This window comes from Psychrobacter sp. NPDC077938 (assembly GCF_044542635.1).
Taxonomy (GTDB): Bacteria; Pseudomonadota; Gammaproteobacteria; order Pseudomonadales; family Moraxellaceae; genus Psychrobacter.
The window spans coordinates 238,152-263,932 of sequence record NZ_JBITUW010000002.1; the positions used below are offsets into that span (position 1 = coordinate 238,152).

Annotated in this window: 18 protein-coding genes and 1 pseudogene; 6 read left to right on the forward strand and 13 right to left on the reverse strand. The window is 43.3% G+C overall.

Annotation, left to right across the window (positions count from 1 at the left end; all coding sequences use genetic code 11):
- Positions 1-153 precede the first annotated feature (153 nt).
- Entirely contained in the window at positions 154-798 is a 645-nt protein-coding gene (locus ACIGBM_RS04525; protein ID WP_397476909.1) for a hypothetical protein, read from the reverse strand.
- Between the two features lie 524 nt (positions 799-1,322).
- On the opposite strand from ACIGBM_RS04525, the gene ACIGBM_RS04530 reads away from it, so the two are divergent.
- Together ACIGBM_RS04530 and ACIGBM_RS04535 are read left to right on the forward strand one after the other, a co-directional pair.
- Positions 1,323-1,595: an HU family DNA-binding protein gene (locus tag ACIGBM_RS04530; RefSeq protein ID WP_045445077.1), complete on the forward strand. Its 273-nt coding sequence runs from the start codon at positions 1,323-1,325 to the stop codon at positions 1,593-1,595.
- Between the two features lie 351 nt (positions 1,596-1,946).
- The gene (locus ACIGBM_RS04535; protein ID WP_397476910.1) at positions 1,947-3,821 is read left to right on the forward strand and encodes a SurA N-terminal domain-containing protein; all 1,875 of its coding nucleotides are present in this window, start codon (positions 1,947-1,949) and stop codon (positions 3,819-3,821) included.
- Positions 3,822-4,000: 179 nt separating this feature from the next.
- Here the strand turns inward: ACIGBM_RS04535 and purH are convergent, their stop codons facing one another.
- From purH to mrcB, 6 genes are all read right to left on the reverse strand, one after another.
- The gene (purH, locus tag ACIGBM_RS04540) at positions 4,001-5,581 is read right to left on the reverse strand and encodes a bifunctional phosphoribosylaminoimidazolecarboxamide formyltransferase/IMP cyclohydrolase (RefSeq protein WP_102090397.1); all 1,581 of its coding nucleotides are present in this window, start codon (positions 5,579-5,581) and stop codon (positions 4,001-4,003) included.
- A 149-nt stretch (positions 5,582-5,730) separates the two neighbouring features.
- Positions 5,731-6,093: a DNA-binding transcriptional regulator Fis gene (gene fis, locus ACIGBM_RS04545; protein ID WP_394124262.1), complete on the reverse strand. Its 363-nt coding sequence runs from the start codon at positions 6,091-6,093 to the stop codon at positions 5,731-5,733.
- A 178-nt stretch (positions 6,094-6,271) separates the two neighbouring features.
- A complete protein-coding gene (locus ACIGBM_RS04550; RefSeq protein WP_397476911.1) occupies positions 6,272-7,534 on the reverse strand; it encodes a DUF3426 domain-containing protein in 1,263 nt (420 codons plus the stop codon).
- Positions 7,535-7,706: 172 nt separating this feature from the next.
- Positions 7,707-8,633 carry a 50S ribosomal protein L11 methyltransferase gene (gene prmA, locus ACIGBM_RS04555; RefSeq protein WP_397476912.1) on the reverse strand — a complete coding sequence of 309 codons (927 nt, stop codon included), beginning with the start codon at positions 8,631-8,633 and terminating at the stop codon, positions 7,707-7,709.
- 134 nt (positions 8,634-8,767) lie between these two features.
- Positions 8,768-9,580 carry a tetratricopeptide repeat protein gene (locus ACIGBM_RS04560; RefSeq protein ID WP_397476913.1) on the reverse strand — a complete coding sequence of 271 codons (813 nt, stop codon included), beginning with the start codon at positions 9,578-9,580 and terminating at the stop codon, positions 8,768-8,770.
- Positions 9,581-9,643: 63 nt separating this feature from the next.
- Positions 9,644-12,148, reverse strand: a complete 2,505-nt coding sequence (mrcB, locus tag ACIGBM_RS04565; protein ID WP_397476914.1) for a penicillin-binding protein 1B — start codon at positions 12,146-12,148, stop codon at positions 9,644-9,646.
- A gap of 437 nt (positions 12,149-12,585) precedes the next feature.
- On the opposite strand from mrcB, the gene ACIGBM_RS04570 reads away from it, so the two are divergent.
- Complete coding sequence (locus ACIGBM_RS04570) at positions 12,586-15,384, forward strand: heavy metal translocating P-type ATPase (RefSeq protein WP_397476915.1); 2,799 nt, start codon at positions 12,586-12,588, stop codon at positions 15,382-15,384.
- Positions 15,385-15,503: 119 nt separating this feature from the next.
- Here ACIGBM_RS04570 and ACIGBM_RS04575 read toward each other — a convergent pair whose 3' ends face one another.
- Positions 15,504-16,226 carry a Bax inhibitor-1/YccA family protein gene (locus ACIGBM_RS04575; RefSeq protein ID WP_057759239.1) on the reverse strand — a complete coding sequence of 241 codons (723 nt, stop codon included), beginning with the start codon at positions 16,224-16,226 and terminating at the stop codon, positions 15,504-15,506.
- A gap of 319 nt (positions 16,227-16,545) precedes the next feature.
- Here ACIGBM_RS04575 and ACIGBM_RS04580 point away from each other — a divergent pair, with 319 nt between their 5' ends.
- Both ACIGBM_RS04580 and ACIGBM_RS04585 read left to right on the forward strand, forming a co-directional pair.
- A complete protein-coding gene (locus ACIGBM_RS04580; RefSeq protein WP_179798759.1) occupies positions 16,546-17,550 on the forward strand; it encodes an NAD(+) kinase in 1,005 nt (334 codons plus the stop codon).
- Between the two features lie 55 nt (positions 17,551-17,605).
- A complete protein-coding gene (locus ACIGBM_RS04585; protein WP_102094259.1) occupies positions 17,606-17,917 on the forward strand; it encodes a YeaC family protein in 312 nt (103 codons plus the stop codon).
- A 125-nt stretch (positions 17,918-18,042) separates the two neighbouring features.
- Here ACIGBM_RS04585 and ACIGBM_RS04590 read toward each other — a convergent pair whose 3' ends face one another.
- The 5 genes and pseudogenes from ACIGBM_RS04590 to ACIGBM_RS04610 all read right to left on the reverse strand — a co-directional run bounded on the left by ACIGBM_RS04590 (position 18,043) and on the right by ACIGBM_RS04610 (position 25,278).
- Positions 18,043-18,417 carry a HopJ type III effector protein gene (locus ACIGBM_RS04590; protein ID WP_057759243.1) on the reverse strand — a complete coding sequence of 125 codons (375 nt, stop codon included), beginning with the start codon at positions 18,415-18,417 and terminating at the stop codon, positions 18,043-18,045.
- Between the two features lie 179 nt (positions 18,418-18,596).
- A pseudogene (gene csrA / locus ACIGBM_RS04595) lies at positions 18,597-18,764 on the reverse strand (carbon storage regulator CsrA); the annotation flags it as partial.
- Positions 18,765-19,187: 423 nt separating this feature from the next.
- Positions 19,188-20,474, reverse strand: coding sequence for an aspartate kinase (locus ACIGBM_RS04600; protein ID WP_057759246.1), 1,287 nt, complete (start codon positions 20,472-20,474; stop codon positions 19,188-19,190).
- Between the two features lie 357 nt (positions 20,475-20,831).
- Positions 20,832-23,504 (reverse strand): alanine--tRNA ligase, encoded by a 2,673-nt coding sequence (alaS, locus tag ACIGBM_RS04605; protein WP_397476916.1) that lies wholly within the window; start codon positions 23,502-23,504, stop codon positions 20,832-20,834.
- Positions 23,505-23,658: 154 nt separating this feature from the next.
- Positions 23,659-25,278 carry a DUF389 domain-containing protein gene (locus ACIGBM_RS04610; protein WP_397476917.1) on the reverse strand — a complete coding sequence of 540 codons (1,620 nt, stop codon included), beginning with the start codon at positions 25,276-25,278 and terminating at the stop codon, positions 23,659-23,661.
- 276 nt (positions 25,279-25,554) lie between these two features.
- On the opposite strand from ACIGBM_RS04610, the gene ACIGBM_RS04615 reads away from it, so the two are divergent.
- Entirely contained in the window at positions 25,555-25,767 is a 213-nt protein-coding gene (locus tag ACIGBM_RS04615) for a hypothetical protein (protein ID WP_057759250.1), read from the forward strand.
- The last annotated feature ends 14 nt before the right edge of the window (positions 25,768-25,781 follow it).

Sequence of the window (25,781 nt, forward strand, 5' to 3'; positions counted from 1 at the left end):
TGATAAAAACAATGATGTCTAGAAGAGATATATGAGTGAGAAATAAGCAGCTTAATTTGTCTGCTCAGATATATTTAATGAAGTAAAAAATAAGCGTTCAATATCTATAGAAGACATTGAACGCTTATTTATAGGTAATTCAGCGAACCAAAACTAATTCATCAATAGTGCGATGACTGAGCCGATCATAATGACAAGCGCCACAACAGTGACAATCATCAACGTTTTTTGCTTGCTCTGAAGCTCTTTTACGGTTGTTTCAAGTTCACGATTTTTGATAGTTAAGGTATTAATCTGTGTTTGCTGTTCTTTAATACGCAGTTTGTAGTTGTTCTTTTTTTCTTCCAAGTCAGCTTCTGTAGGTTTGGTTTTAGTTTTACCACCCTTTATCTTTTTTATCAGACCCTGAATCAAGCTGCCAAGCCCAAGTTGCATAATAAACTGTTTGACCAGTTGTACTTGAATCAACTCACCGCGCATCTGTAGCTTTTCAGTGGTTTCGCTATCATGAGTGGTGATGGCGTTGATAACTTGAATGCTGTAGGCATTGATAACCACGTCAGGCTCACTACGACCAATCGGCAGTTGCGCATCTAGTAACACGCCTTTGGTACTAAAGGTGGCAAATACTTCTACATGTGGTAAATACAGGCGAAGCGCCACCACGGTGCCTTGCTTGGCGAGCGGATAAGCGGCCTTACGCAGTTCAGGATCCAAACGTAACAGTAATGTCAGCGCCGACTCGATAAATACTAAAATGATATTAAGAAAAGAGTGAGACAACGTAGAACGCTTCATGTAAGTAATCCGTTTTTTATTTAGCAAGTTTTAGTTATTGAGCAAACAGAAGTCTGTATTTGCCCAAGACTTGCAGTGATATTTTGCTTATAGTAACGTCTTTATAATAAAAAGTAACGCTAGTTTCTGTAGTGGCTAAACTATTACATTACAATTTAGCAGTCAATAAAGACACTCTTATTTATGACCAGTAATATACAAACTTAATGTATAGCAATGCACAGACGGCAATTGACAAATCTGTCAAAGCGTAGAAAATAGAAAAGCCAATCGTCTCAGTTATGCAGAGCCACTTATATATAAATTCCTAACGCTTTGCGTAACATTAGGTGTCAAATACGTAGTGTAGAGCACAAAAATATGTAAAATCGCTTGCGCTCCTTATGCTGCCTTGATATAAAGACGATAACAAAGAAGAACCTGTTAATGCGCCAGTTAGGTAGTTTTTATTGCGTAAGCACCATGAGAGCGTTACAATACTTGGCGTGAGCATTTATTACCCCCTTAAACTTGAAGGAAATTTTATGAATAAGTCAGAATTAATTGATAGCATCGCAGACAAAAGTGGTCTAAATAAAACCCAAGCTGGTGATGCACTAAACGCTGTTATGGAAAGTGTTGGCGAAGCGCTAGAAGCTGGCGATAGCATCTCATTAGTTGGCTTTGGTACTTTCAGTGTAAAAGATCGCAAAGCGCGCACTGGTCGTAACCCTAAGACTGGCGAAGAGCTAAGCATTCCAGCAAGCAAAGTACCAAGCTTCAAAGCTGGTAAAAACTTAAAAGAGCGCTTGAACTAAGCCGATTTTTTAAGCATAAAATGATAGTCGGTGGTTCATAGCTGAAGTAATGAGCTAGCCATCGAAGAGAGCACCTAATATTTAGGTGCTTTTTTTATCGCTATAGTTTGTATCATGCGTCGTGAATATTTTGAGTCTGCATGAAAAATCACGTATCATAGGGCGCGCGATAGGTGTGTCATTTAAGTCAGATTTCTTTAGTAAATTTTGTTTTTTACTATAAAATGCATACGCTCTTACTCTTACCATTGCGAGCTTAGATAGCACTGATATTGGCAGGTTGCACTTAACAGCTCCTAACAGTATTACAATGGTTTTTCATCAATATAGGTTAATAAAGCAGAGATAACTATGGATAAATTGCGCGATTTCTTAAAAAGCTGGCCAGGTCGCATTTTATTGATTTTATGCCTATCGCCGCTCGCTCTCTTGGGTGTCGAAAGCTATTTTGGCGGCAACGTCGATCCCAACCAGATTGCGCAGGTAGGTGAGGCAAGCGTAGGATTGTCCGAGTATCAAACTGCTGTCAATAGCCGTCGTTCTGAAGTACTAGAGCAAGTCGAAGATGCCAGCTTATTGAATGAAGATGTGCTTCATGAGCAAGTATTAAAAGGTCTAATCGACCGTACGTTGTTAGAGCAGCAAGCAGGCAAGCTTGGTATGACAGTCTCTGACGACACGATCAATCGTCTGCTGCGTCAAGAAGAAATATTCCAAGATGCAGAGGGTAACTTTTCAAACGATCAGTTCTCAAACTTTTTGCGTCAGCGCGGCATGACCAAAAACCAGCTATTTGCAGAATTTCGCAATCAGTTAAGCCTGGATCAATTAAATGCCAGTATCGTTGGTACGGCTGTCTATCCTATGCAAGCGGTCAGTCAATTAATTGATTTGCAACTTGAATCGCGCAACGTTTGGGTACACCGCTTTAATTGGCAGGACTATGCTGACAAAGTTAAGCTTAGCAAAACAGACATTCAGTCTTACTATGATGCCAACAAAGACACATTGAAAAGTGCAGCGATGGTTGACTTGGCTTATATTCAGCTCAGCCCGCAAACTATCAAGGTTGATGAAGTAACCGCAGAAGAATTGCAGCAACAGTACGAAGCTTATAAACAAAGCATCGCGGCTACTGATGAGCGTAAAGTCAGTCAGATACTGTTTACTGGTAAAGATGCTAAGACACGAGCCGATAAAGTGAGAGCACGTCTGAATAAAGGTGAAGCTTTTGCTGCGCTTGCCAAAGCAGAGTCGGATGATCCATCAGGTGAAACAGGTGGTGATATCGGACGCTTTAATCCGTCAGTGTTTGGCAGTGATGCAGATACTGTGCAAGAGGCACTAGAAGGGTTGAGCGTTGGTGATGTGACTGCGCCTATCAAGACTAGCTTTGGTTATCAGATATTTACGGTTACTGAAGACAATGGCAAAAAGATTCCAAGTCTAGACAGTATGCGTGATGAGCTGACTGCGAAAGCAAAAGAATATAAACGTCAGGAAATCTATGCTGATAAAGTAACGTCAATCAATGATTTGGCGGCAGATGGTTTCAGTATCGAAGATATTGCACAGCAAGAAAACGTCAGTTTAAAGCGTATCAAGGATTATCGTAAAGTGAATAATAAGTCTGCATTGCCGCAACCAGCAGTGGTTAAACAGGCATTTGATGAATTTACCATTCAAGATCAAGCGGTAACGGCAGGCGTGGAAGTTGGTAACGGTACCGTATGGCTACAGCCAAGCAATTATCGTCCTACTAAGACGCTTGCTCTAGCAAATGCAACCCCAAGGATCACTCAGATACTCCGTCAGCAGAAAGCGACAGCATTAGCTTTAAAAGATGCTAAAGCATTGGCTGCTGGTATCAAGACGCCAGCTGATATCAGTAAGCAATCGGTTAGTTTCCAAGCACTGGGTGAGATTAATCGTCAAACGACGCAGCTAACGGACAAAGAGCGTGGATTGGCCTTTAGCCAGCAAGCCGCGGATAACGGTGTTGTTGCGATTGCTAGTGAGACTGAGATGGGTGCAACGCTACTGGTTGGAGACCGTATTAAAACTGAGCAGCAGTCACCACTGTCTGATATGCAACGAGCGCAAACAGCCAGTATTATTCGTGACAATTTAGGCCAAGACCAGTTGCAAGACTATTTGGACTATCTACGTATGGTATATACGGTTGAGATTAATGAAAGCAACATGGCAAACGCACAAGGACGCTAAGTATTTGCTAGTTTATTATTCTTAGATATTAAAAAAGCCACTGTATCGATTGATGCAGTGGCTTTTTTTGATTGATACTTTAACGTTAATTATCACAAATATTATATAGACTGGGATTAGTCGCAGTGACAAACACAATTGCTGTGACTAATCCCAGTCTTAAATCAATAGATGATTATTTAATGGCGGAAATGGCGCATGCCCGTGAATACCATCGCGATACCATGCTCATTAGCAGCAGCAATGGTTTCGTCATCACGCATAGAACCACCTGGCTGAATGATAGCAGAGATACCTACTTCAGCAGCATTGTCGATGCCATCACGGAAAGGGAAGAACGCATCTGATGCCATAACAGCACCTTCAGTTGCTAGTCCGGCATGTTCTGCTTTGATAGCAGCAATACGTGCTGAGTTAACGCGGCTCATTTGGCCTGCGCCAACACCGATAGTACGTTGGCCTTTTGCGTAGACAATGGCATTAGATTTGACGTATTTTGCCACGTTCCAGCTGAATAGTAGATCTGCCACTTGCGCTTCAGTTGGTTGTACATCAGTGACGATTTTTAGGTCGTTAGCCGTGATCAAACCGAGGTCCTGCTCTTGTACTAGTAAGCCACCGTTAACGCGCTTATAGTCAAGTTGGATATCGCGCTGATCTGGTGCCGGTAGCTCGCCGCATACCAATACGCGTACGTTTTTCTTAGTAGCTGTCGCTTCAAGTACACCGTCTTCGATACTAGGTGCAATGATTACTTCTACGAACTGATTGTCGATAATGGCTTTTGCCGCAGCAAGCGTTAACGGACGGTTAAATGCGATGATACCGCCAAAAGACGATTCAGGATCAGTGCTAAAAGCAGTGCGGTAAGCCGCTACTTGGTCATTATCAACTGCGACACCGCAAGGGTTGGCATGCTTAACGATAACGCAGGCAGGCGCGCTGAAAGCTTTAACGCACTCAAGCGCAGCATCGGTATCAGCGATATTATTATAAGATAGCGCTTTGCCTTGTAACTGCTTAGCCGTTGCGATTGAGGCTTGTTTGCTTTTCAAAGGCTGGTTTTCAGTATAGAAAGCCGCGTTTTGATGCGGGTTTTCACCGTAGCGTAGGTCTTGTGCTTTTTCAAGCTGGACATTGAATGTACGTGGGAAGTTTTCTGGTTCTTGAGTTTCGTTGACACGGCTACCTAAGAAGTTTGCAATCATACCGTCGTACTGTGCCGTATGCTCAAACGCCTTTACTGCTAAGTCATAACGTAAAGCAGTTGTCAGTTTGGTACCACCGTCTAAGGCGTTAAGTACACGGTCATAATCCGCTGGATCAGTTACGATACCTACATGAGCGTGGTTTTTCGCTGCTGAACGCACCATGGTAGGGCCGCCAATATCGATGTTTTCGATAGCGTCGTTCATAGTCACGTCAGCACGTGCGATAGTTTCAGCAAACGGATATAAGTTCACGACGACCAAGTCGATACGTTCGATCGCATGATCACTCATTACTGCATCATCTGTACCGCGGCGTCCTAGGATGCCACCATGAATCTTAGGATGCAGCGTTTTGACACGACCATCCATCATTTCAGGAAAGCCTGTGTAATCTGATACTTCAGTCACGTCGACATTGTTTTCTGTGAGCAGACGATAAGTACCGCCAGTAGATAATAAACCAAAACCTGCTTTGAGAAGGCCTTGAGCAAACTCGACGATATTAGATTTATCGGAGACCGATAGTAGGGCAAGTGGGGTTGTACTCATAAGAAATTTTCCATAAAAAAAGCCTGACGTAAACGTCTGGCAAGGTGATGATGACAACGGTATGCCGTATCATGATAGATAAAGCGAGAAACATTTAATTGCCATACATAATGATAGTCAATGATGATGGGTAAGCTCATATAACAATGCTACATTAAATCATAGGTTTTCATTTTTTTGCGCAAGGTGCCTCGATTTAGGCCTAATATCTGAGCACATTTGGTTTGGTTGCCTCTTGTTTTTTCTAGGACGACAGATAAGAGAGGCTCTTCGACTTGCTTTAAAATTAGCTCATATAAATCAGTGGGCATCTCATCTCCTAACATCGCAAAGTACTGACGTACCACACGCTCTACATGAACCCGTAGAGGTTGCTGCGCACTATTTGTATAGTTTTGACTAGCAAAATCAAAGCCGTGCGTAGGTGGTTGGTATTCGTCTTTATTATAGTCGGCAGGGTGCTCAGAGCTTTTAGCAAAATGATTGGCATTATGCTGTGCATGAGGTGCCATAAAATAATATCCTTGAGATGAAGAAGAATTCTGATTGTAAGGGGTCAGAACCATAGTATATCAAATTAATATCGCCTAGCGCTGATAGATTCATTGTTATCTTGGCTATCACGGTTTAATTGAAAATGAATTGACGGTGTATTTTCTAATCACGCTTATTTATATATGACAACTTAATTTAATAAAGAGCGGTCATAGTAATGTCACGAATTTGCGCATTAGCCACAGGGATAGTGAATAATAGCTGTCTATCTGTATTGGCAGCTAACTGACTTTGCTTTCCTAGTAAATAATCGTTTGGATCTGCAATAAACTCTCCAATAATCTCATCTTTACCGTAAACGCTTATTTTAACATTGGGGTATAGTTGTGATTGCAGGCTTCCGTTACTCAGAGTAGCGCCTATATCGCTAAATGTACCAGCAGTTTTAATCTGACTGCTTCTATGAAAGGTATTGCTGATGGTAAGCGCTGATAAGTCTGCACTGGGCAAGCTGCAGGCAGCGACAGAGCAGATCGATTGGAGACGCTGAGCATATGCTGGGTTTTTGACTAAATTTTCTAAGTTAAAAATAACATACTGTGCTGCGAGTAGCAGTGCTAAGACCAAACAACCTAATATCCATAATAGTGATGCAATTGAACGTGTCGTTTGGGTTGGTGCAAACGGTAGCTGAGTTTTTCTTAAACGATCGTCGGCAACAGGGTCTTCATCTTTGACGGGTACTCCCATATCAGACAGAAGCTGTGATAAGTCTGTATCATCTGGTGGTGTTTCTTCGGGTTGATTTTGTTCTTCTAATAGTTTTTGCAGCCATGAATTGTTATCAGTACTCTCAACATTGGCATGAATATCATTGGCCGCTGCCGAGCTGAGCATGTCCTGTGTTGATGAGGATGCTGATATTGTACTAGTAGATGGTTTCTTTATTGATGGATTAGGGCTTTTGATAGTTTCTTCAGAAGGAGTCGCTTTTGGTTTTTCTGTGGTTGATACGCTAGGACTGGTATTACTGGCTTGGGTTAACCATGCATCCATGCTATCTAATGAGTCATACTCTTGAACGTTCTCTTCTGGATCGTCTATATCCATATCATCATAGATTAAGTCGTCATGAATCAAAGTATCAGATGATTTTTTCTTACTGATTGAAGATGTAGGGCGATTTGGCACATTTTGAGGTTTATGCTGATTACTATTAGTAGACGTTTTTTGCTCGTTTGATATTGGTTGATTTTGAGCTTTTTGTTGAGCAGGAATATTTTTTTGTGGTGTTGGTTTTTGAATAACCTCAGAATTTACCACAAGATGCTTATTGACCAAAAAAATTTGCTGGCAACGATCACAGCTGATGGTAGCATTGACTTGATTTAATTGAGTTTGTTTAACGCTATAGCAAGCTTGGCAATGGGGGCATTGTGTTTTTATTGGTGTGGTCATAGAGGCGAATCCAAAAAAGTATGGTTATCAATACCGCTTAGCCACTCACCAATAGCTGCCCACAATACGCATTGTACTTTTTCAATTTCGATGAATTATGGGCAAAGACAGAGTGGCGTCAAACACATAACATTTGACTGCCCTCTATCGTAACAGATGTAATTAAATGTTGCTAGCTGGTAAATGTACCTGATAAACGCTGCCAATGTTGGTCTTCTTGCGCAGTAAAAGCATGCTTAGGATCCAGTGCAAAATATGGCTGATAAGCTTCAGTGACTTGCTCGGTTTGTGACTCAATCAAACCTGCTAATACAATACGGCCCTTTGGCGCAATCAGTGTCGCAAAGTAAGGTGCTAAACCAACAAGCGGCTTCGCTAAAATATTGGCAACAATCACTTCTACAGGCAAAATGTCATGTTGCGCGCAATACTCTGTAAATTCTTCTGGCAAAAATGCCTGCAAACGATCGCCTACATTGTTGCGTACCGCGTTCTGATTGGTAGCAAGTACCGCCTGCGGGTCAATATCGACTGCATATACCTGACGTGCACCCAATAGCAAAGCAGCAATCCCTAGAATACCTGAGCCACAACCATAATCGATAACCACTTTGTCTGTTAGGTCTTGCTCTGTTAGCCAGTCTAGGCATAGGCGAGTCGTAGCATGATAGCCAGTCCCAAATGCCAAACCTGGGTCCATAATGATATTGGTGGCTTCAGGGTTAGGCGGCGTTAGCCAGTCAGGTACAATCCATAAGTCATTAGCGCATTCGATAGGATGATAGTTGCTCATCCACTCGCGTTCCCAGTCCTTATCATCAACAGCCGTTAGCCAAATACGAGTAGCCTGTACTTGTGCAGCAATTTCATGACTTAATTGCTCAACCGCTTGACGACTACCAGCATCAGTAGTCGCATCAAATAGCCCTGTTAGTATCACCTCATCCCAAAGCGGTGATTCACCTGGAAGTGGCTCAAACAGAGGTTGATCGCCAGCATCGTCTAAAGCTATTGATAATGCGCCTGCTTCTAACAAAAGCGCTTCAGCCAAGTCGACGTTTGATTTTTCGCATTGTAAATGCAGTTGTTGCCATGCCATAAAGATAACCTTAAGCGGAAATAAAAATAAGTGTAGGTGTTAGGGGCTGCCCTAGATAAATCTACATACAATGAAATGAATGATGTATATAGATGTTTTAACTAATAAATCTAAGAGGTACAAATACTCAGTTATTAGCGCAAGGCTTGTTTTGCTTCATTGACCACGCGTGAGTTACCCTGAGCTTGTCCTGATTGCAATATAACTTGCCATAGTGCTCGTCTACGATTGCTATCTTGAGAGACGCTAAGACCACGACGTGCCATCGCTTCTGCCTTACGAGGTTGGTTCTTTTTTAATGCTACTTGTGCCAAGTAGAAATATACCGCCGATGACTTAGGCGCTAGACGCTGTGCACGGGTAAAGCTGCTCTCGGCATTGGTTAGATTGCCCGCTTTCAACTGACTGATACCTACTTGCATCAAATTGCGAAATGCAGGTAGATTACTATTGTTGCTGGCAGATTGTTGAGTACGTTGCTGCGAGTTTCTTCTAGCGTGCTCAAGTAGCTCATTATGCGACGGTACTGATGGTTCAGAGATTATATAGTCATTACGAGAAGGCGCAATGATAATAGGGTCAGGCTGCGTCACTTCTGGTGCAGGAGGCGTAAATACAGGGGTCTCTTGCGTTAACGGATTTGGTGTTTCGGACTGTTCAACTGCATCGTAAGGCTCGGTTGGGTAGTTGCTTTGATCATTTGCTTCCGTGACAGGCGCTTGAGCAGTTGTCGTTGATGGCACGGTCGGTTGTGACGTTGGTAATATTTGAACAGGCGTTGTTTGCACTGTGGTCGATGTGCTAGGTGCTGTTTGACAAGCACTTAGGCTTAGCATGCCAACGATCGCGCTGCCTGCAAGTAAGGTATTGCTTGACGTAATTTTATTACGCCATAGCACTATGGTTTGTTTTACTGAAGTAGTTGTCCGTAAAGATGACACCATCATGTTAAAACCTTTTTTAAATATTAAAAGCTAAATACCAAAAACACTAGTAGAACCATTCAACAGCTAGAACCATTCAACAGCGCGGTCATACCAAGTATCAGCACGGTTTTCATCACCTTCACTTTGCTCGCTGCTACCTTCTGCACCATCAGACTCAACAACTTCGCCATTTGGAATTTCTAAACCTTCGCGACGACGTTGTTGATTGATATCACCTTGCTGGTTCTGAAACTGTGTCTGTTCACGAGCGCGATCTTGCTGATATAGGCTTAGCGCACAACTGCTGGCTTCTTCTGGTAGATGAGCTGACATTACTGGTAAGTAGCGAGCGTTGGCACAGCGTTCATTAGACAGTTTGCCTGAGTTGTTCTCTAGCCATAACCACTCGATACCTTCTGGCTCTGGTAGGGCAACTGGAGTCAGTTTTAGGCGTTTCATATAATCTACCCAAACTGGCAAGGCGCCAGTACCACCACTCAAACCAATCGGTTTATTATCATCACGACCAACCCAAACGACACTCACATAGTTGCCACTATAGCCTGCAAACCAAGCATCACGGTAGTCATTTGTCGTCCCTGTTTTTCCTGCTAGGTTTAAATTGCTGCCGAGTGATTGCGCACGTCTAGCCGTACCATTTGAGACGACTTGTTGTAATGCATAGTTGGTCAAAAAGTTGGTTTCAGGTGGAATACTGCGCTGAGTATTAAGCCCAGTACGCTGTAAGATACGGCCGCGATCATCAATGACGGTACGGATACTATGAATAGGAGTGCGGAAACCACCAGTGGCAAATACTTGATAAATGCCAAGCATATCCATCGGACTCAAATTAACTGAGCCTAGTAATGCTGATGGGTAAGGTGGAATTTTTTCTTTGATACCCATGCGCTGTAATTGCTTAGCAAAGGTATTAACGCCGAACTCCATACCTAAGCGTACTGCTGCTTGGTTGTAGGATTGAGACAATGCCGTGGTAAATGGTACATAGCCATGATCACGGTTGTCGTAGTTTTTAGGGTTCCAGTCAGTACCGTCGTTTAGATTGACCGTAATAGGGGAGTCATCTACTGAACTGGCCAAGTTATAACGACCGCTCTCAAGCGCAGTCATATAAATGATAGGCTTCAGCAATGAGCCAACTTGGCGTTTGGCATCGACCGCGCGGTTAAACCCTGTAAATTCACTACCACTACCCACGACAGACACTAGCTCGCCAGTCTCAGGATTGGCACTCACTAACGCGCCTTGTAAATCCTTAGTTTTGCTACTATTACGGCGTAGCTCACCAAGTTTTCTATCAACGGCCTTGTCTGCTGCCAATTGAGCGATAGGGTCTAGAGTACTGATAATAATCAGACCTTCGTTCTTGAGGTCGTCAGAATAATAGACGGTATTTAGCTCACGTTTGACAATATCTAAGAAGTCAGGGAACTGACTTTTGCCTTCAGCAGGCTTATCCACGATGCCAAGTGGTTGCTTTAAGGCTTTGTCATAGTCTTCTTGGCTCAATGTGCCCATGGTCAGCATGTTGTTAAGCACTACGTCACGGCGTGCTTTTGAGTCGTTTGGATTACGACGTGGGTTGTAGATACTTGGGCCTTTTGCCATACCAACTAGCATCGCTTGCTGATCTAAGCGCAGCTCATTAAGTGGTTTGTCAAAATAAAACTGTGATGCCAGACCAAAACCATTGATAGAGCGATTGCCATTTTGACCCAGATAAATCTCATTCAAATAGGTCTGTAAAATTTCATCTTTGCTGTAATGCAGCTCAAGTAGCACGGCCATCAATGCTTCGTTGGCTTTGCGTTTGATAGTGCGATCTGAATTGAGGTAGAAGTTTTTGATCAGCTGCTGAGTGATGGTCGAGCCACCTTGTCTAGCACCACCAGTAAAGTTATTGATTACGGCACGGGCGATACCACGTACCGATACCCCTTTGTGCTCATAAAAAGCGCGATCTTCGGTAGCGATGAGTGCATCAATTAACGGCTGAGGCACTTCGTCCAAAGACACAACCATCCGATCTTCATTGCTGTCGGGATAGATACCACCGATATTGACAGGCTCTAGACGAATGATACCGCTTTTGGCAGGCAGAGTACTTTGGATAGACTCTACTTTATTGCCAGAAATCGTCATTTTGATGACTTGTTCGGCATCTTTATCATTAGCACTATACGTAAAGCCGCGCGTGTGAATAAAGTAAGTATTACCTGTTCGATGATAGGTACCTGTGCGGTCATAAGCTTTATTGCTTTGATAGTTAAGCAACTCTAGCCATGTCTTCATTGTATCTCTATCGACATTGGCACCTTGATACAGCTCAAGCGGCTGCGAATACACTTTGGCTGGAATGTCCCAGCGCTTACCCTCAAACTTATGAGTAATGGTGCGATCAAGCTTGATCAAATATAGCGCCAACAGCACCATGCCTGCGATGATGATAATTAATAGCAGACTACTAAAGACCAAGCCGCGCTGCTGCGAGGGTAGCGTGTGCATAGCAGACTTAGATGACGCTGATAACTTGGTATTTGGTAACTTGTAATTAGGTTTTTGCACGGATGTCGCACCATTTTTGGATAAAAAACTGCCTCATAATGACGCAAATTGACAAATTTTTCAATCTATCATCGTCAACGCAGGCATTTATTGGTCGTAGACCATGAGTGATGGTACTGCTCATAGCGACGGCTTATAGTATAATCCCTATTAAAATACCGATACTTGTAATAAAGCGTCAGTCACTTTCAATCTGGTAGATAAACGCCATATAAGATAACAATTTACGATTGCCCTCACGATGTATTTTGTATGAATTCGCTGTTGCTAATTGTTTGCTATTAGCCGTTTGTTATTAATACTATGCTACTAGCAGTAGTAATATTCATGTGATTAAAAACGGCTCTATTGCATGACGTACACTACAGTCAATAAGAGCAAGTTTGCTTTAAATGAATGCATTTTAAGCAAGCCTGTCAAAGGAAGTAAGCGCGACTATGTCTAGTATCCCATCATCAGTATCATCTGCTACCAATCATTCTTATGAAGACACTTCTATCATCGAAGGCTTAGTGCTCCCGCTGGCTGATCACTGTTTCCACTGCGGCGACCCCGTACCTCAGCCACCCTTTTATGCTGAGATATTAGGTCAGTCACGAGAGATGTGTTGTATGGGCTGTCAGTTAGCTGCCCAAAGTATTGTAGAGTCTGGTCTTGAGCAATACTATCTTGACCGTTCAGAGATTAACCGTACGGCAAGTTTGCCAACTCAGCTGACGCGTCTCGAAGTCTATGATCATGACGAGATAAAATCGCAATTCGTTTACGCGCAAGATGGCATGTCAGTAGCAGAGCTGTCTGTTAATAACTTACGCTGTGCTGCCTGTACTTGGCTGATTGAGTCGCGTCTCGATGAGCTAGAGGGTATTGGTAAGTGTCAGGTAAATTTGACCAACCAACGTATGCGGGTCATTTGGGATGAGAACAAATTACCCATCAGTCGCATTTTAGCGGTCATCAATGAAATCGGCTATGAAGCCAAGCCTTATCGGCAAGATACTCATGAAGCCATGCTGGCACGTCATAATAATCAAATGCTATTGCGTCTCGGCATCGCTGCACTAGGTTCGATGCAAGCGATGATGTATGCCGTTGCGCTGTATTTTGGCGAGTATAGCGACATGTTGATATTTCAGCGTGACTTTTTACGTTGGGTGTCTTTATTTGTGAGCACGCCTGTTTTCTTCTATGCTGGTATTCCTTTTTTTACCTCTGCATGGTCAGCGATTCGTGCTCGCCAAGTCAATATGGATGTGCCCGTCAGTCTTGCATTGATTATCACTTTCTTTGCCAGTCTCTACGCTACCATCACTGGGCAAGGGGAGACATACTATGACTCGGTTAGTATGTTTATTTTCTTTTTGCTGGCAGGGCGTTATATCGAGCATAACGCACGTCTAAAAGCCGCGACTATGGCTAATGATTTGGTCGTGGTTGAGCCGGTATTGGTACAAAAAATCGCTGAAGACAAAGCAGCAGCTGCGCGTATTTTACAACTGCTAAAAGAAAATGAATCTCAACAAAGTCAAGTTGTCGAAGATAATGCTCAAAAGGGTTCGAGTGTGGCGGCTGAAGTCATGCCTGATTTTATGCAGCGTATGGATGCCAATGTTCATCAGCTCACATCGCGTATCGCTCAAGACTGGCAGCAGTCACGCAACCAACAGAATGTGCAATCACAATTCGAAGACGATATAGAGTCAAAGCAAATGGTCACCGCTCACAGTTTACAAGTGGGCGACATCATTTTGGTTGAAGCGGGTTCAGAGATTATCAGTGATGGTATCTTGCTAAGTTCTACTGCAACGGTGTCACAAAGTCTACTGACCGGTGAAGGTGATTTAATCATCAAATCTCAAGGCGATTATATTGTTGGCGGTGCACAAAACGATAGCCAGCCGTTCGAAATGCTCGTCACAGCATTGCCAAAAGACAGCCAGATAGGCTTAATTGATCGATTGATGAATCGTGCCATGAGCGAAAAGCCCAAATTGGCACAACAAGCAGATAAGCTGGCACGTTGGTTTGTGGCGCGTATTTTGGTTTTATCCGTCTTAGTATTTGTCGGTTGGTATATTGTTGACCCAAGCCAAGCGATTTGGGCAACCGTGGCAGTCTTGGTGGCTACTTGTCCTTGTGCATTATCATTGGCGACGCCGATTGCCTTGACCGTCTCAACCAATCGTTTGGCAAGCTATGGTTTTTTGACGACGCGTGGACATACATTACAAACGCTGGCTGAAATCACGCATGTTGCTTTTGATAAGACGGGTACGCTGACTTATGGTAAGCCAAATTTATTAAATATTGAGTTAGTCACACCAAAAAGCCAGACCGAATCTGATGGTTTATCCTCAACGGCGCAAAAAGACACGCTGTTGGCCATTGCCGCTGCTCTAGAAGTAGGGAGCCGCCATCCGATTGCTCACGCGTTACTGACGGCGGCCTATCAGTTACACTTGCCATCGACGCAAGCGGTACAAAATTATCCAGCAGGCGGTGTAGAAGCCATGATTGATGGCATGGTATACCGTATCGGTCATAGGGATTTTGCGTTAGATAAAACAAGGGGCAGTGCCAATGATATAGAGGCAAATAATGATGTAACCATCGATTTGGTGGCACAGCGAGCCAGCTCAGCAGTCGTGTTATCTCGTCAAAATATTGATGATAATGAATGGCAGGCGCTGGCGTGCTTTTACTTTAACGACAAAGTACGGGATAGCGCTAAGTCCATGCTCGATACGCTCAAAGAGCTAGGTATTGAGTCTGTGATGTTGACGGGTGACCCAAGCCCGCAAGCGCTGGTCATGGCTGAGAGTTTAGGAATGCAGGCGGCTTATAATGGTCTCTCACCGACTGATAAAGTCAATCATATTCAGCAGCTGCAAGCCAAAGGTGCGGTCGTACTGATGGTGGGTGATGGAATCAATGATGCACCAGTGTTAGCAGCGGCAGATGTGTCGACCTCGATTGCAGGTGCGGCAGACTTAGCACAAGTATCCAGTGACAGTATTATCTTAAATGGACAAATCGAAGCCATCACCGCCGCAAAACGCATCTCTGATAAAACGGAACGTATCATTAAGCAAAATTTCCGCTGGGCGCTTGCTTATAATAGTATTGTCTTGATACCAGCGGCTTTAGGCTATGTGCCACCATGGCTCGCTGCGATTGGTATGTCGCTCAGTTCGCTATTTGTCGTATTAAATGCATTGCGCTTAAAACGTGCTTAGCTTCTTTAAGAGGTACTTAATTTAAACAGGTCTGTAAAGTTTGCTCATAAAAAAACCGCCTTGCATCAAATGGAAGGCGGTTTTTTCTATACAGAGATACTGTTAGGTCGCTCTTAAAATTAGTCTTGTAGATAGCTTAGCAGACGCATAAATTCGATATACATCCAGACTAGGGTTGCAAGAATACCAATACTGAACAACCACTCGTAATCTTCAGAAACACCCATCGCAACACCGCGATCAATATTATCGAAATCTAATAGTAGAGTGAAAGAAGCGATAACGATGACAAATAAGCTAAAGCCAATAGCGATAGCGCCACCTTCAAATAGGAACGGCAATGATGAGCCAAACGCTAGAGAAAGTACCCACTGTGCGACATAGACAAGCATAATGGCAATAACCGCCGAGGTCACGATAGAACGGAACTTTTCAGTAACTTTAACTAAACCTGAACGATATAGACCCAGCATAACCGCAGCTGTGACAAAAGTTGCGCACATTGCAGTGACTGGTACTGTTGGATACATTCTCATGAAAAATAATGAGATACCGCCCAAAAATATACCTTCTAACAGTGCGTAAGGCACAGCCAAAGTCTTGGCTTTTTGCGGCTTGAAGGTAATAAAAAGAGCCAGAACAAACGCAGCAATCATGCTACCAAAGGCTGCCATCGTAATAAAACCTTGCGATAAACCTGCCATAAGCGCATAAAAGAAAAAGCCCACACCAGTAATGGCTGATAAACCAAGTAACAAGCTGGTCTTTTGAATTACGCCCTTGACCGTCATTGGATTACCGCCGATCGCAAGTTCTGCGCGACTGACAATAGGATTGGCCATACATAAGTCCTTAATAATAAAATATAAAAATAGTAATGTTAGTTACTTTAGCAAAACCGCCATTATTGTCAACTGTGTTTGCGTGACAACTGCTGCGGTGCAACCTCAGGCTGCTCATTGGCTAGCGCATCAGGCTACTGTATCGCTCAATACGCTAATTGAAAAACTGAACAGAAAGATTCGGCTAAGTAAAACATTTGATAGCTTTTATATGGGGTCAGTTACGACAGTTAACAACGATAATTAATAAACATGCTAGTCTAAGCGCGCATTTATCGCTATCATTACCTTGTACTTCACCGTTATACCGAGTCGTTTTATGGAAAACTCAGCGCAGTCAGCAAGATTGCCACACTTACATGAATCAGAGCTATTCCACGCTATTAAAAACCCCGCCTTTAGGCGTATTGGTCTAATGGGCCGTGCTGGTAAACGTAGTGTCACTCAAAGCTTGGTACAGATTGCCCAAACCGTCAATGACATGAATTTGACGTTAATAATGGATGTACAAACTGCCAATTTGCCAACGCTTGACCTCACAGACATAGAAAGAGTCAAAATCGTCAAACGGGGTTTGATTGGTGAGATTTGTGATTTGGTTATTGTGGTTGGCGGTGATGGTTCGATACTACATGCCGCTGAAGCGCTAGCACGCTACCGTGTACCTGTATTAGGGGTTAACCGTGGTCGTTTAGGGTTCTTAGCAGATGTAAAACCTGATGAAGCTGCGTTTAAGTTACGCCAAGTATTGATGGGAGACTATCAACTGGACCATCGGTTTTTATTGACGATGGAGATACGAGAAGGACGCAAAATTATCCATGAAGACATGGCGCTGAACGACATCGTACTGCACGCCGGTAAATCCGTACATATGATTGATTTTCAGATGAAAATCGATGGACATGACGTTTATAGACAGCATAGTGATGGCTTGATAGCAGCAACACCGACTGGCTCTACCGCTTACGCCTTATCAGGTGGCGGTCCAATTATTCATCCGAGTATGGACGCTATTTGTCTGGTGCCGATGCATCCCCATACATTATCTAGCAGACCGATTGTGGTCAGTGGTAATAGTGAGGTCTGTATTCGTATCCACGAAGACAATCGTACTCAGCCGATGGTGAGTGCGGACGGTAAGCCAAGCGTGCCACTTGAGCAAGAGCAACGTCTCCATATTCGTAAGCATCCTGATAAGCTTACTTTGTTGCACCCACCTGGGTTTGACTTTTATGAGGCCTGCCGTACAAAGCTGCACTGGAACGTACATGCCGAAGAATTCAGTCTTGATGTCGATGATGATATTATAGACGATGAATAAGCGTATCTATTAGACCAAAATATGATGCAAAAAATGGTAGTGGAGAGTAGGCAAGATGGATAAACAAACAATACTAGCAAGTCTAACGCCCGAAGTGGTTGATAAATTTCGTATGGCGATTGAGCTAGGTAAATGGCCTGACGGTCGTAAGATTACCGCTGAGCAGCGTGAGACTTGTATGCAAGCTGTGATGGTATGGGAACATGAGCATCTGCCGCCAGCTGAGCGTACAGGTTATATTCATAAACCCGTAAAAGACGATGGTACTGTCGTTGGCGCTGAATGTGATGTCGAGCACGAGCATCACTACCCTAATATGCCGAATCCTAAAGGTGCGGTACAGCCTGTTAAGTTTCGTGATAAATAGATTTATAAATAAGTTGTAATAGTTGTGATAAAAACAATTATCATAAAAAGCCACGCTATATAGCGTGGCTTTTTTTACTTTATCAATAATTAAATTATCAGAAATAGCTTAATCATCATAGACGATTAAATAGCAGTCGTATCGACACTAGGACGAACCGTTAGCGGGTTCTTTTGCATCAAAAATCCTTGCCAGCCCCAATGTAAAAAATTACGGATATTGGCATGATCGGTACCGTTAGGCGTTGCTTGAACCTTGGCATAATGCTCGCCAAATAGTTTAAGCGTGTCCAATTGGTTCAGACCATGGTGCTTAGCAAAACCAAAGATCTTTGCGCTACCTTCGTTCTCACCGGCTGCATTATGTACCATTCCATTTACGAAAGGGGCAGGTGCATAGCGATAAAAATCATCGATAAAGCTGATGACATCATTGAATCCAATGGCTTTTTTATTCAAACCATTAAGTAATGCCGATACATCTGATTGGCGGATACTCATAAATAAATGACCTCAGAGCAGATTAAAAAAACAATATAATATTTATGTGTGCTCAATGATGATAGTAGCCGTTGAGCGTTCAGCATTATAATTTAGCTAGCTTAGCGATTAAAATAGTCTTCGTCATCAAACGAAGGCGAAAAGTTGCCTTGCTCAAGATGCTGCATTTGCGACTGTACAGAACGCTCATGCTGAATACGTTGATAAATCTCTTCGCGGTGTACTGCAATATCTTTAGGTGCGTTTACACCGATACGTACTTGATTGCCTTTGACGCCTAGAACCGTCACACTTACTTCGTCGCCAATCATTAGCGTTTCGCCCACGCGGCGTGTCAAAATTAACATGCGTCACACTCCTTATGTCGCATCAACAAATTATTACTCATCAGATTACTTCTCAATTGCAGAACATCACCGCAGCACCAAACATGCAATATAACCATTATCACGATGCCAGATATCGTGCCAATAGCGGTAATGATAGGTAGATTCATTTAGCCCAAATGAAAGCCCCATTATAGGCGGCATAACAGATACTGTCACGGTTTTTCACAAAACTATTAGGTAAATGCTCATTTCAACTATGCTAAAAAATAAAAATAGGACCTAAAAAGATCCTATTTTATTTAAGTACTGTTTTTATTTAGATACTATTGATTCAAACGCTATTAATTTAAATGCTGTTTATCTATATACTATATAAAGTCATTAATAGCGGTTAATAGATAACCATCAATGCTAATGCTATATTTTAACAGTTTTTATGTCTTATAGCCCAGCGATTTTACTTTCACCGTCTTCACGATCTAGGCCAAATGCCGTGTGCAATGATTTAACGGCTTTTTCTAAGTGTTGATCTTGAATCAGAACCGACACTTTGATTTCGCTGGTTGAAATCATTTGGATGTTGATGTTGTTTTCAGCCAGTGTTTGGAACATAAGGCTAGCGACACCTGCGTGTGAACGCATGCCAACACCAACCAATGACACTTTAACAACTTCACTGTTGCCTAATATTTCTTTGGCGCCAATTTCATCTTTCACTTCTTCGTTAAGCACTTTTAGCGTCTTATCTAAATCAGTGCGGTTAACCGTGAAAGTAAAGTCAGTAGTACCGTTATCCGAAAGATTTTGTACAATCATATCGATTTCGATATTGGCACGACCAATTGGGCTTAAGATAGCAGAGGCGATACCAGGATGGTCAGGCACGCCGCGTACTAAGATTTTTGCTTCGTCTCTGTTGAACGCGATACCTGAGATGATTGCCTGTTCCATATTGTCTCCTTCGTCTATCGTAATTAGGGTACCCACGTTGTCTTGAAATTCTTGGTCAAAGCTACCGTCTGTGTTTTCATCAAAGCTAGAGAGTACACGTAGCGGCACGCCATATTTACCAGCGAATTCTACTGAGCGAATTTGTAGAATCTTGGAGCCAAGACTTGCCATTTCAAGCATTTCTTCAAACGTAATTTTTTCAAGCTTTTTGGCTTTTGAGGTCACACGAGGGTCAGTGGTATAGACACCATCAACATCGGTATAAATTTGACACTCATCAGCGCCTAAGGCCGCAGCAATCGCCACACCTGTGGTATCAGAACCGCCGCGCCCTAATGTGGTCGCGTTGCCTTCTTCATCGATACCTTGGAAACCTGCCACAATAACGATATTGCCAGCATCTAATTGCTCGCGTATGTTTTTGTCATCGATGCTTTCGATACGGGCTTTATTATGGGCATTGTCGGTTTTAATTGCGACTTGGCGACCAGTCATTGAACGGGCACCAATACCAAGCTCTTTAATGGCCATAGCGAGGAGTGAGATAGAAACCTGCTCACCTGTTGAGACCATTTGATCGTATTCGCGAGGATCAGGCTGCGTGCTAATTTGGCGAGCTAGATCAATCAAACGGTTAGTTTCGCCGCTCATGGCTGAGACCACGACGACCACTTGGTGACCATTGTCATGCCAGCGTTTGACTCGTTTGGCGACGTTTTTGATGCGGTCGATACTACCCATCGAGGTGCCGCCGTATTTCTGTACTATTAACGCCATAAAAATCTACCTATTTATTCAATAATGACTTTTTATTGTCATTGATGAGAGTCAATGTGATGCTCGTCAATGCTTGTATAGATAAAGCCAGATGATAAGAGTTATGCCTTTAGGTCTTTCATTCTTCTAATGGTATGTATCAACCTTATGGAATGAACAATATGCCCAAACGTTGACCTTTATACCATATCTACCGCATAACTTTAAGCCTCAGGAGCGCTTAGATGTATGGCGATTGGTTATAGTAGTTATAACCAATCACGTATTCTATGCGTAGTAGAGCAAAGCTATGTGATAAATATAAGGTACATTGTGATGCACTATACCAATATATTCACTAGCTTAATATTCACTAGTTTAGCTAAGCTGGGTTTCAATCCAAGCAGGTAGAGCGCTGATAACCGCTGCACTATTACCAGACTTCGGTGCGCCGCCTTGTGCGTAGTCAGGCTTACCGCCACCTTTACCACCAAGCTCACCTGCCAAATGACGAATAATATCACCAGCCTTCACTTTGGCAGTGACAGATTTTGCGACGCTCGCTGCGAGTGCTAACTGGTCATCTTTATCACCAATCAATACAATCACGCTATCAGGCAATTTTGATTTGATATCGTCCATCAGCGTACGGATGGATTTACCATCGATACCGCTTAAGGTGCTGATAAGAACTGGCGTACCTGCGATCGTTTGTACATCATCAAGCAAATTGGCTGCTTGAGCACTGGCGATTTTTTGTTGCAAACGCTCTAGTTGTTTTTCTAGGTCACGTTGCTTATCAGCCATAGTACGGACACGCTGCGCTACTTCAGGACGTTTTACTTTCAGCTGACTTGCCAATTCGCTCAGTTGTTGCTCGCTTTGCTGAATGTTTTTGACCGCATTCATGCCAGTGACAGCTTCAACTCGGCGGATACCAGCCGCAATACCAGACTCACTGGTGATTTTTAGCACACCGATATCGCCCGTACGCTGTACATGTAAGCCACCACATAGCTCGATAGAGAAAGGCTTGCGCTGACCATCAACGATACGATCTGTACCCATGGTTAGGACTCGAACGTCACTGCCATACTTTTCGCCAAACAGTGCCATAGCGCCTTGGTTCATCGCTTCGTCAATCGACATGTGCTCGATACGGGCAGGGGTATTGGCTTGAATTTGCTCATTAACGAGACGTTCGACACGCATGATTTCAGCGGCGCTAACAGGCTTATCGTAAGCAAAGTCAAAACGTAGCACTTCGCTTGAGACTAGTGAGCCTTTTTGCGTGACTGCGTCACCCAATACTTCTCTTAGCGCTGCATGCAATAGGTGAGTGGCTGAGTGGTTTTTGGCACTGGCTGCACGTATGCTGGACAGTACTTGCGCTTCAGCGGTTTGCTTAGTGCTGATATCGCCCATGGTCACGACACCATAATGGATAATCGCTTGACCAGATTTTTTGGTATCTTGTACTTCAAAGACGCCAGATGCCGTACGGATTTCACCAAGCTCACCAACTTGACCGCCGCCTTCAGCATAAAATGGGGTGCGATCCAATACCACAACGCCTTCCATGCCTTCTGTTAAGCTGTCTGCTGGGTTGCCGTCTTGATAAAGTGCGTCAATAGTCACGCCGTCTTCTTCAAGCTGCTCATAGCCGATAAATGTCGTTGGCGTTTCTACTTGGATAACGCTGCTGTAATCGACGTCAAACTTGCCAGCATCACGCGCACGCTCACGTTGTGCCTGCATATGCTCATCAAATTCGGCTTCATCAATAGCGATACCACGCTCACGAGTGATATCGGCGGTCAAATCAAGTGGGAAACCATAGGTATCATAAAGCTTAAATGCCGCTTCACCAGATAGCGTATCGCCATCTTGTAAGCCTTCAAGTTCGCTGGCAAGTAAACGTAAGCCTTGGGCCAATGTTTTAGCAAACTGTGCTTCTTCTTTTTGAATAGCACTTTCGATGACGCTTTGTTTGTCCTTTAGCTCAGGATAGGCACTGCCCATTTCAGCTACAAGCGGCGCAACCATTTTATAGAAGAACTCGCTATCAGCACCAAGTTTGTTGCCATGACGTACTGCGCGACGAATGACACGGCGTAATACATAGCCACGACCTTCATTACTTGGCGTGACGCCATCAGCAATCAAAAACGCCACGGCACGAATATGGTCGGCGATGACTTTCAATGATGATTGTTGCTCGTTGCTGATCTCTAAGATGTCAGCTGCTGCATCCATTAAATAGACGAACAAATCGATCTCGTAGTTGCCATGAACGCCTTGCATGATGGCACTAATACGCTCAAGACCCATGCCTGTATCGACACTTGGTGCAGGGAGTGGTAACAGCGTGCCGTCCTTTTGACGATTGAACTGCATGAAGACACAGTTCCAAATCTCAATATAGCGATCACCGTCTTCTTCTGGCGTACCTGGTAGACCGCCTTCGATATCGGCGCCGTGATCATAAAAGACTTCAGTACAAGGACCGCAAGGACCAGTGTCACCCATTGTCCAAAAGTTATCAGAAGCGTAAGGAGCACCTTTGTTATCGCCAATACGAATGATGCGCTCACTCGGAATGCCAATGTTTTTATTCCAAATCTCAAAGGCTTCGTCATCAGTCTCATAGATAGTCACATAGAGACGATTTTTATCAATCGCTAACCACTTATCTGAGGTCAAAAACTCCCAGATATACTCGATGCCTGCTTGCTTGAAGTAATCACCAAATGAGAAGTTGCCAAGCATTTCAAAGAAAGTATGGTGACGCGCGGTATAGCCGACATTATCCAAATCATTATGTTTGCCGCCAGCACGTACACACTTTTGAGAGGTTACTGCACGTGTGTAGTCACGTGGTTCCATACCCAAAAAGGTCTCTTTAAACTGATTCATACCGGCATTGGTAAATAGCAATGTCGGATCATTGTGTGGAATCAAGCTAGACGATGAAACTTGGGTGTGCTGCTTGCTTATGAAAAAATCGATAAAGGCTTGGCGAATATCGGCTGAGCGAAATGGCTGGCTCACAGCGGCTCCTTACTGACGGATAGAATTGAGTAAATGACATAAAATAATTTTGCAAGCGATTTTAGCACAAACGCCCAAGCTCTTGGTACAAGAGTTATAACTACTAGGTTATTATACGTGTGCTAGTCATTGCCTAATTTGTAGAGTGTTGATGCTAATTGGTCAAAATTGCCGCATCCGTTTCATCTAATTTGTCTTGCGTCGTTGGATTAGACTCGATTACTTGCACAGGCAGATAACGTAGTTGAAGCTTGATTGGCAAGTACTCTGGGAAATTCTCTGCCATATCATTAGTAATGAGCGTTTCAATCTGGCGTACGTCATATGAGCTCGGTAATGTCTCTCCACGCACGATTGCTCGCACCACTTGGTTCTCTGCTGAGGTATCAAACTGCGTATTGGTCAATACATTGCCTTGATCGACAAAGTAGTTGTTGATGGCTTCTTTGACACTACTCTCAAATACTTGCTGCTTGGCATTGGTCTGTAGATTGATGGTCAAATAAGCACCTAAGCCGCCAAGTAGTAATAAAGACACCGCGTTACGCTGCAAAAAAGTCAAATAAGTATTGGATTTATAATCGTCATCGACTAAACGGCGGAACCCTAGTACCCACAATACAAGCGCATTGGTAAACTGGATAGCAAGAATGTTAGTAGCTGCCAATAACAGCGCGCCAAGCCCGAGTTGCATCTCGCCATTAGCGAGCAAGATACCACTAGCTGCCAGTGGTGGTACTAAAGCTGTGGCAACCGCAACGCCGACAACCGCAACCGAGAGATGCGGAGATACCATCGCATAAGCACCAGCCGTACCACCTGCTAGAGCAATCATCAGATCCATGGAGGTAGGCTGGGTGCGAGATAGGATTTCTGCCGTTAGCGGTTGATCCTTATGTAGCCAACCAACGATAAAGCCGACCAATACCACCAATGAGACACCAATAATGACGGTAAAGAGCGACTTACGCAGTAAGGGCATACGGTGATCGATAATTGCTAGTGCTATACCCGTGATAGGGCCTAGCATCATCGCAACCAACATTGCTCCGATGACCACGGCTGCTGAATTGGTCACTAGGCCGTAACTGGCAATGATGGCAGATAAAATGTTCATAATAAAGTACATCTTGCTAGGTAGCGCGTTCGCCTCAATCCTAACCCGTACTTCTGGGTAATCTACCTTTTGATTGCTAAATTGCTCGGCGACAAATTGCTTGTAAGACTCAAGCTTGGCTTCTTTTTCCTCTTGAACCTCATCTTCGTCATTTTCACCTTGAGACTTTTGAGCGTCGCTGTCTTCTACATCGGTGTCTTTACTTTGATTTTTATCTTCTGAGTCATTATTTTGATAGTCATTATTGCGACTAGATGCATCTTTTGTTTTTGGTTGATTGGCTGTTTTGTTATCTGATGACTGTGCTGCGATGTTTGTGTCATCAGCAAGATCGTCTTCTGCTTCTACCGTTACTTCAGCATCACTATCATCTTGAGCACTTTTTTCTGTTGTTTCCGCCGTATCCGACTGGAAGAAGTCTGACTTCTCTTTCGCTTCTATAGTTTCTGACTTTGCAACCTCAGACGCTTCAGTATTTGATTGTGACTCAGGTTCTGTCGATTCTAAGGTTGCTACGACCACATCGTCACTGTCTAAAGCAGCATCATCAACTACTGGGTCAATTGTTGCGTCTTGATTGTGAGAGGCGTCAGTAGCGATTGATGAATCGTTTTGATCCACTGAGTTAGGCGCAGTGTTTTTTTCAGATGAGGACATAGCAGATAGCGTTCTTAGTAGATAAAGAAAGTCATTATTGTAATGATAAATAGATAAAGATATAGGGGATTCTTGAAAATTATAAAAAAGAGTTGAGAGAAGATGGGAGTAGGAACTGATGTTTCTTATGATTAATCCTAAAACCTTAATAATAGCATGGTTTTTATTCTAAAGTCATTTAATATAGATGCTACAAGGGTTCACGGTAAATACTTACTTTTTTTGTGGAATTAAGGTTAAATATATCATATCCACAATAAAGATAAGGAATAACTTATGAACTGGCCATTATTTTCTGTCATTTACTCAATGACAGCCACTGTGACTATCGGGCTTTTTATGATTGGTGCTCTCATTACAGGGTTCGATGAGATATTTCATATTCAGATAGCGGTTGGATTGGGCGTTCTAGCTTCGATACCTGCAGGATTATTCTTTACCAAAAAAATTGGCAGTATTACTGGGAATGAGGAAGGCTATAAAACATAAAGTCAAACAGTCAA